Consider the following 6,996-nt stretch of genomic DNA (forward strand, 5'->3'; position numbering starts at 1 on the left):
CCACCTGCTCGTGACGGGCGCTCGCGGCGTCGCCGTCTCGGTCGGCGTGCCGACGTACCTGCTCGGGCTGATAACCGGCCTCGGGACGACGACGCCGGAGATCGTCGTGGCCGCGCTGGCGGTCCGGCGCGACCGGGGCGGGATCGCGGTCGGCACGCTGTTCGGCTCGAACATCACCGACCCGCTGTTCTCGCTGGGCGTCGGCGCAGCGGTCGCCCCGGTTGCCGTCGAGAGCCTCGACGCGACGCTGCTCTCGGTGGGGTACATGCTCGCCGTCTCGGCGGCGGTGGCGGGTGTGTTCTACCGCCGAGACGAGGTCGGCCGCTGGACCGGCGCGGCCTGCCTGCTGCTCTACCTCCCGGCGCCGTTTCTGGGCTGAGTGCTGACCCCGTCGCCGTCGCGGCCAGTATCTCTACTGATATCCCCCACAAAACATTTATAACCGAGAGCTACGTCGGCACGAGTGAATGACGGTAAGCGATGGGTACACGGGCGCAACCGGCGATCTGCTGCTCGTGGCCTCGGTCGTGCTGCTCGCGCCGACGTGGATCGGGGGGATCGAGTTCCTCGCCGCGATGGGACTCGGAGAGCTCCCGGCGGCGGTCGTCGGCGGCGTGTACGCGTGGGGACGTGGGGGACTCTCGGCGGCGATCCTGCTCCGGCGCTGGCGCACCGGCTCGCTGACGCTGACGCAGTCGTGGCTGGCCGAGTCGCTGGAGTCCGCCGCCACGCGGAGCGCCGTGGCCGACTACCCGACGCCGACGCCGGCCGGACTCACGCTGTCGACCGGCTCCCCCGACGCGGTCTGACGCGTCCGACGAGAACGAACGCTTTTCCTCCCGCCGTGGCCCATCCCGACCATGGACGCGGCAGTCGTCGCTGACGACGTGACCAAACGCTACGGCGACCTCGTCGCCGTCGACGGCGTCTCGCTCTCGGTGCCTGCCGGGACGGTGTTCGGACTCATCGGTCCCAACGGTGCGGGGAAGACCTCGCTCGTGCGCTGTCTCACCGGCACGACCGAGTACGAGGGCGAGGTGTCGCTGCTCGGTAGCTCGCCCGAGTCCGTCGATCGATCCCGGATCGGGCTGCTCCCGCAGTCGTTCTCGCCGCCCGAGCGCCTCACCGTCCGGGAGCTGCTGGGCTACTACGCCGAGCTCTACGACGAGGCCCGCGACGTGTCGTCGGTAATCGCCGAGGTCGGCCTCGAGGACTCGGCGGACACGTGGTACGAGGAGCTCTCCGGCGGCCAGCAGCGCCGGGCCTGCGTGGGGATCACGCTCGTCAACGACCCGGACGTGCTGTTCCTCGACGAGCCGACCACCGGGATCGACCCCGCGGGCCGCCGGGACCTGTGGACGCTGATCGAGAAGCTCGCGGCGGCGGGGACGACGGTCGTCCTCACCAGTCACTCGATGGACGAGGTCGAACGGCTCGCCGACCGGGTGGCGATGCTGGCCGACGGCGAAGTCGTGGCCGAGGGGTCGCCGGCCGCGCTGATCGCGGAACACGGCGGCGAGTCGCGGCTCGAGATCCGGACCGAGGCCGACCCCGACCTGCTCGCGGATCGCGGATTCCGCGTCGAGGCCTCCGCCGGCCGGCTCACCCTCCACGACGTGGACGCCGCGGATATCGACGACGCGGTCGACGCGCTCGCGGCCGCTGGGATCGCCTACGAGTCGTTCACCTGGACGGAACCGACGCTGGAGGACGTGTACCTCGAACTCACGGGCGAGTCGTTCCGTGAGAGCGGCGTCGCAGGCCCCACGAAGGCGCCCGCCGACGCGGAGGTGGAGCGATGAGCCGCCTCGGTCGGATCGGCAGCGAGTGCCGCGCGGGTGCAAAGGCGTTCCTGCGTCGACGGACGGCCGTCTTCTTCACGTTCTTCTTCCCGGTGATCATCGTGCTGATCTTCGGCGTGCTCGTGGGCACCCAGCCTACCGGCGGCGGACTGTTCGCGGAGCCGCCGGGCTACTACCTCCCCGGCTACCTCGCCGTCGTCGTGCTGTTCACGCCGCTGTCGCGGGTCGGCAGCGAGTTCGCGCGCCACCGCGAGGGGAGCCGCTTCGAGAAGCTGGCGACGACGCCGCTGCGCCGCTGGGAGTGGCTGCTCGCGCACACCCTCGTGAACGTGTTCGTGATCGGCGCCGCCTCGCTGCTGATCTTCGGGCTCGTGGTCGCGCTCGTCGACGCCGAGATCGCCGTCGGCCCGCACCTGCTGCTGCTGATCCCGTTCGTCGCGCTCGGCGTGGCGCTGTTCTGCGGGCTGGGGGCGATCCTCGGCCGGCTGGCGGACTCACAGGACGGCGTCATCGCCGCGAGCAACTCCGTGGCACTCCCGCTGCTGTTCCTCTCGGAGACGTTCGTCACCCCGGAGCTACTGCCGGCGTGGTTCCGGCCGATCACAAACCTCTCGCCGCTGACGTACTTCGCCCGCGGCGTGCGCTATCTGACCTACGAGCGCGTCTCGATCCCCGTCGTGGGCGCGACCGATCCGACGACGCTCGCCCTGGTGAATCTGGGCGTTCTCGCGGTGCTCGCGGCGGTGTTCTTCCTCCTCGGCGCGTACGCGGTGCCGCGCGGCGACTGACAGTTGTCGCTGGCACCGCACCCCCCGCGGGGACTGACTCCCTCGGCGACGCCGCCCGGATTTATGCCCCGCCGGCGAGCAGTCGGGGTATGGCCGACGCTGATCCTCCCGAGGGAACCGGCGGCATCGTCTTCTTCCGAACCGAGAACCGCGAAACGGTCGTCGACTGGTACCGTGAGGTCGTCGGCGCCGAGACGTGGCTCGAACAGCCGGGCTGTACGATCCTGTCTTTCGAGGGGTTCCGCTTTGGCTTCTGTGACGGTGAGGAGACGGAGTCAGAGGGGATCCTGACGTTCGTCTACGACACGACCGAGGCTGTCGACGAACTCCATCAGCGACTCGGGGAGGCGACGCGCGAGACGCCCCGCGAGAACGAACAGTATCGGATTTACCAGTTCTTTGCTGACGATCCCGACGGCCGGACTGTGGAGGTTCAGTCGTTCCTCCACGAGACACCGTCGGTGTAGCCGACGGGCTGTCGTCGGCAGTGCTGTCGCCGGTGCGGTCGAAGTTTCTCTGTCCGTCCCCGCTCCTCACTCGCTTCCACTCACCGACGACCACCCGCTCCGGAGCCACGCCGCGCAGTTGGTACCGAACTCGGAGATGCTCTCCCAGAGACGGCGCTCCGTGTCGAGCAGCCGTTCGGAGACGATCACGGCGAGCAGCGAGAGCGGGAGCACTGCGATCAGGAGGAGGTCCCCCGTCACACCGACGCTCGCGAGGTACTCCGTGGTGCCTCCCTCCGCGCCGAAGAAGAGGATGTAGGTCAGCACCGCCGGAACGCCGAAGGAGAGCCCGTACGCGGCGACGCGCTCCGAGGTCTCGGCGTCCGAGGTGTCGTGCGGCGGCGCTGTGTCCGCCGTCGGACCGGAGCCCGGTTCCCAGACGTGCTCTGCGGCCTCGTGTCCGCGCGTGTTGGCTCGCCAGTCGACGCCCCCTTCGTTTCCGGATCGATCCGACGACCGATCGCGCTGATACGCTTCCTCGGTTTCGGAGGACGACTCGTGGCCGCTCTCGCCGACGAACGCGTCGTGGCCTAACTCGTCGTATCGCTGGCGCGTTTCGGGGTCCGAGAGGGCTTCGTACGCCTCCTTCAGTCGAATGAACTGCTGTTGGGCGTCGGGATCGTCGCTCTGGTCGGGGTGTTTCTCCTTGACGGCGCGTTTCCACGCCGCCTCGATCTCTTCCTGTGTCGCCGTCTCGTCGATCCCGAGTCGGTCGTAGTAGTTCGTCGTCATTGGTTCGAGAATTTTCGTCCGTGTCTCGCCTCGTGACACCCGCGACAGAGCGTCCGGAGGTTCTTCGGGTGGTCCGCGCCGCCCCTGCTCCGGGGCATCGCGTGGTCGACGTGCAGTTCGGCCGAGCCACCGCGGGGACCACCGAGGGCGCCGCAGTTGCGGCACTCGTAGCCGTCGCGCTGTCGGACCGACCGGGCGATCGCGCCCCAGTTATCCGGCAGCGGCGGCGTTTGTGTCGTCCGATCGACTTTCGTCGGCGTCCTCCCGACGAACCAGGGGAGCAGCCCCGTCGGCGTCGCGATCGGTGACCGACGGACGTACAGCTGCGCCCGCTGAATCGGTGTGAGAAGCGTCACGTGCTTCAGGTGCCCGTACGCGGTCCGCAGCGTCAGCGCGATCAGCCTCCCGACGGACGTGTACTTGTTCACCCCGAGCCATCGGAAGTACTTGAGCGCGCGGTAGACCCAGAAGAACACCGACGCGATCGCGAGCGGGACCCACAGGAGGCCCGTGAGCGCGGCGCGGGCCGGCTTGCTGATCTTCGTCCGCAGCCCTGTCGGCGCGAGGTCGTCCTCGAGCACCCGGCTCGGCATGTCGCCCCCTTCGAGCGCCTGGATCGCGCCGTCGAAGATCTCCGAATCGCCGTGGGACATCTCGACCTCGTCGATGTTCTCGACCGCGATTCGCATCTCGAGGTACTCTTTGGCTTCCTCCCGCGGCGTGACCAGATCGGGCCGGTAGTACGCGATCTTCGACAGCGCCGACCCCGCGGCGACCCGTTCGTCGAACTGGTCGGCGTTGAGCGATTCGACCATCAGGTCCGTCCCGTCCCCGAAGTCCTGCGGAAACCACGTGGCCAGATTCGAGATGGTGAGGAGGATGTTCTGTCTCACGAGCGTGTGCTCGTCGTCGAGCCGTGCGAGTATCGCGTCGCTGATGCTGCGTAGCTGTTCGGGGTAGTCGATGCTGAGGGGAACGAGCACGCGCGTCGCGTCGACTCTCGTTTCCACGTCGTCGGCGACAAGCAGGGGCGGGAGATCGGGTAAGTGGGTCACCGCGCTCGCCGGATCGGTTTCGGCGAGCTGCGCCAACCGCTTCGCCTGTTCGCGCCCGTCCGTCGTCGAGCTGTCTGGCATCTCTTCGCAAACATCACGTGAAGCACCTTTTGTCTACCGGATGTCACAGATGCGGCCGATATATCGAGTATCGGCGTGTCTACCGAATGAACCTCGGAGTTACAGATATTTCGCTTATCAGTCAACTTTCCTGATCCGGTCGGCCCGCACCGGGACGCCCGGCGAGTAGTGCGCCAGCGGCTCGGTGTCGGGGCGCTCGAACCCGTTTGCCTCGAAGAAGTTCGTCGAGCGGAGGTCGAGGTCCGCCTCGTAGACGTCCCACGGCGGGTGGGAAACGTCGCCGTAGAAGAGGCTCGGATCGGTTCCGTCCCCGCGCTCGCCCACGTCTCCCTCGGCGAGGTAGAACCGGTAGTTCTCGACGAGGAACTGTTCGAGCGTCCCCTCCTCGGGGCGGAACCGTTCGCCCGCGGGACCGTAGGTAGCGTCGAGGTAGGCGTCCGGAACGCCGGTGTGGGCGCGGTGGCTGGTCAAATCGACCGTTCGCTCGTGGGGGCCGGTTTCGCCGGGGAACTCGCCCCTCCGGTCGATCTCCATGTGGGCGGTGTAGTAGGGGAGCTGGTAGAACTGTCGGGCGATCCCGACGCTCAGCCGGTCGGCGGCGTCGAGGTTGAAGAAGTAGATCCCCTCCCCGCCCTCGGGCCTCTCGACGTACGTCCGGAGGTTCGCCTCGCCGAAGGTGAGCCCGAGCGGTGCCGGGACCCCCCGTGGCCGGATGTCCTCCATCACGAACGCGATGATCCCCAGCCACGCGCTGCCGTCGTGGGTCCGGGCGGTGATCCCGGCCGGGAGCCGGTCGTCGACGACCCCGGCGTCGACGGGCCAGTGAGCGAACAGCGCGTCCCGCCAGCCCATCGAGAGGTAGTGACGCTCCATACTCGGCGTTCGGCGGCCACCCCCTTCCCGGTGTCGGCCGTCGGCGTGCGACCGGTACGCCGGCCTGTGGCGGCCCAGACCGTGCAACTCGCCCCCACCCCCCGTCGCAGACCGCCACGTTTTACCGGCCACCTGCGGAACGGGCGACATGGATCAACTCCGCCGGTCGCTTCTGGAAGCGCCGATCATCGAGAAAGGCGAGTACCAGTACTTCGTCCACCCGATCAGCGACGGCGTTCCGACGCTGAAGCCGGGGCTGCTCCGAGAGATCGTGATCAAGATCTGCCGGAAGGTCGAACTCGAGGACGTGGACAAGATCGTCACCCCCGCGGCGATGGGGATCCACATCTCCACCGCGCTCTCGCTGATGACCGACGTGCCGATCGTGGTGATCCGCAAGCGCGAGTACGGGCTGGACGGCGAGGTGTCGCTCTCCCAGCAGACCGGCTACTCGGAGTCGGAGATGTACATCAACGACGTACAGCCCGGCGACTCCGTGCTGGTGATCGACGACGTGCTCTCGACGGGCGGTACGCTCTCGGCGATCTGCGAGGCGCTCGACGGCATCGGCGCCGACGTGACCGACGTGGTGGCAGTGATCAAGAAGGCCGGCGAGAACGAACTCGACGGGCGGATCGACTACAAGACGCTCATCAACGTCCGCGTCGAGGACGGCGAGGTCGTGATCGTCGACGAGAATGGCGACGGGTAGAACGACAGTCACGCTTTAGGCGCTGCTCGCCCAGCACTCCGACGTGTCGAGAGCCCCCGACTGGGCGGATCGCTGGCTGACCGTCGAGCGGCCGGTGACCTACTGGTCGTTCTGGGCGGCGCTCCTGCGGCTCGTCCCGTTTCTGGGGATCCTCTTCGTGCTCGTGCTGCTCGCGACGAGCCTCTCCTTCGCGCTCCGTTCGTTCGCGCCGCTGCCGTTCGTGTTCGTGGCCGCGACGTTCGGCTACGCCGTGCGCGCGTTCGACGGCGTCGGCGCCCTGATCTCCGCGCTCTCTGCCGCCGTGTACGGTTTCCTCCTCGCGCTCGACGGGATCGGCGCGACGCTGCTGCGTCAGCCGACGCCGCTGCTCTCGGTGCTCGCGGTGCTGACGTTCCTCGCGCTGCTCGCGGGCTTCGGCTCGCCGACGCTGCACGGCCAGCGCGGCGA

Annotated in this window: 9 protein-coding genes; 6 read left to right on the forward strand and 3 right to left on the reverse strand. The window is 68.4% G+C overall.

Going from position 1 to position 6,996, the window contains the following annotated elements; translation table 11 throughout:
- Positions 1 to 467: 467 nt before the first annotated feature.
- From ACFR9S_RS03255 to ACFR9S_RS03270, 4 genes are all read left to right on the forward strand, one after another.
- Positions 468 to 809 (forward strand): hypothetical protein, encoded by a 342-nt coding sequence (locus tag ACFR9S_RS03255; protein ID WP_379732832.1) that lies wholly within the window; start codon positions 468 to 470, stop codon positions 807 to 809.
- 51 nt (positions 810 to 860) lie between these two features.
- The gene (locus ACFR9S_RS03260) at positions 861 to 1,802 is read left to right on the forward strand and encodes an ABC transporter ATP-binding protein (RefSeq protein WP_379818059.1); all 942 of its coding nucleotides are present in this window, start codon (positions 861 to 863) and stop codon (positions 1,800 to 1,802) included.
- Positions 1,799 to 2,590, forward strand: a complete 792-nt coding sequence (locus ACFR9S_RS03265; protein WP_379730819.1) for an ABC transporter permease — start codon at positions 1,799 to 1,801, stop codon at positions 2,588 to 2,590. Before ACFR9S_RS03260 ends, ACFR9S_RS03265 begins: the two co-directional genes overlap by 4 nt.
- A gap of 89 nt (positions 2,591 to 2,679) precedes the next feature.
- Positions 2,680 to 3,057, forward strand: coding sequence for a VOC family protein (locus tag ACFR9S_RS03270; RefSeq protein WP_379730820.1), 378 nt, complete (start codon positions 2,680 to 2,682; stop codon positions 3,055 to 3,057).
- A 66-nt stretch (positions 3,058 to 3,123) separates the two neighbouring features.
- Here the strand turns inward: ACFR9S_RS03270 and ACFR9S_RS03275 are convergent, their stop codons facing one another.
- The 3 genes from ACFR9S_RS03275 to ACFR9S_RS03285 all read right to left on the reverse strand — a co-directional run bounded on the left by ACFR9S_RS03275 (position 3,124) and on the right by ACFR9S_RS03285 (position 5,837).
- Positions 3,124 to 3,828, reverse strand: coding sequence for a DnaJ domain-containing protein (locus ACFR9S_RS03275; RefSeq protein WP_379730821.1), 705 nt, complete (start codon positions 3,826 to 3,828; stop codon positions 3,124 to 3,126).
- Positions 3,825 to 4,964, reverse strand: coding sequence for an HNH endonuclease (locus ACFR9S_RS03280; protein WP_379730822.1), 1,140 nt, complete (start codon positions 4,962 to 4,964; stop codon positions 3,825 to 3,827). Before ACFR9S_RS03280 ends, ACFR9S_RS03275 begins: the two co-directional genes overlap by 4 nt.
- Positions 4,965 to 5,081: 117 nt before the next feature.
- A complete protein-coding gene (locus ACFR9S_RS03285) occupies positions 5,082 to 5,837 on the reverse strand; it encodes a YqjF family protein (protein WP_379730823.1) in 756 nt (251 codons plus the stop codon).
- Positions 5,838 to 5,985: 148 nt separating this feature from the next.
- Here ACFR9S_RS03285 and hpt point away from each other — a divergent pair, with 148 nt between their 5' ends.
- Both hpt and ACFR9S_RS03295 read left to right on the forward strand, forming a co-directional pair.
- Entirely contained in the window at positions 5,986 to 6,549 is a 564-nt protein-coding gene (gene hpt / locus ACFR9S_RS03290) for a hypoxanthine/guanine phosphoribosyltransferase (RefSeq protein ID WP_379730824.1), read from the forward strand.
- 43 nt (positions 6,550 to 6,592) lie between these two features.
- On the forward strand, positions 6,593 to 6,996 hold a 404-nt coding region (locus ACFR9S_RS03295; RefSeq protein WP_379818060.1), incomplete at its 3' end, for a hypothetical protein.

Source organism: Halolamina salina (assembly GCF_042678005.1).
GTDB lineage: Archaea > Halobacteriota > Halobacteria > Halobacteriales > Haloferacaceae > Halolamina > Halolamina salina.

Coding starts and splice junctions, on each gene's coding strand:
- ACFR9S_RS03255 (WP_379732832.1), top strand. CDS start 468: ATGACGGTAAGCGATGGGTACACGGGCGCAACCGGCGATCTGCTGCTC.
- ACFR9S_RS03260 (WP_379818059.1), top strand. CDS start 861: ATGGACGCGGCAGTCGTCGCTGACGACGTGACCAAACGCTACGGCGAC.
- ACFR9S_RS03265 (WP_379730819.1), top strand. CDS start 1,799: ATGAGCCGCCTCGGTCGGATCGGCAGCGAGTGCCGCGCGGGTGCAAAG.
- ACFR9S_RS03270 (WP_379730820.1), top strand. CDS start 2,680: ATGGCCGACGCTGATCCTCCCGAGGGAACCGGCGGCATCGTCTTCTTC.
- ACFR9S_RS03275 (WP_379730821.1), bottom strand. CDS start 3,828: ATGACGACGAACTACTACGACCGACTCGGGATCGACGAGACGGCGACA.
- ACFR9S_RS03280 (WP_379730822.1), bottom strand. CDS start 4,964: ATGCCAGACAGCTCGACGACGGACGGGCGCGAACAGGCGAAGCGGTTG.
- ACFR9S_RS03285 (WP_379730823.1), bottom strand. CDS start 5,837: ATGGAGCGTCACTACCTCTCGATGGGCTGGCGGGACGCGCTGTTCGCT.
- hpt (WP_379730824.1), top strand. CDS start 5,986: ATGGATCAACTCCGCCGGTCGCTTCTGGAAGCGCCGATCATCGAGAAA.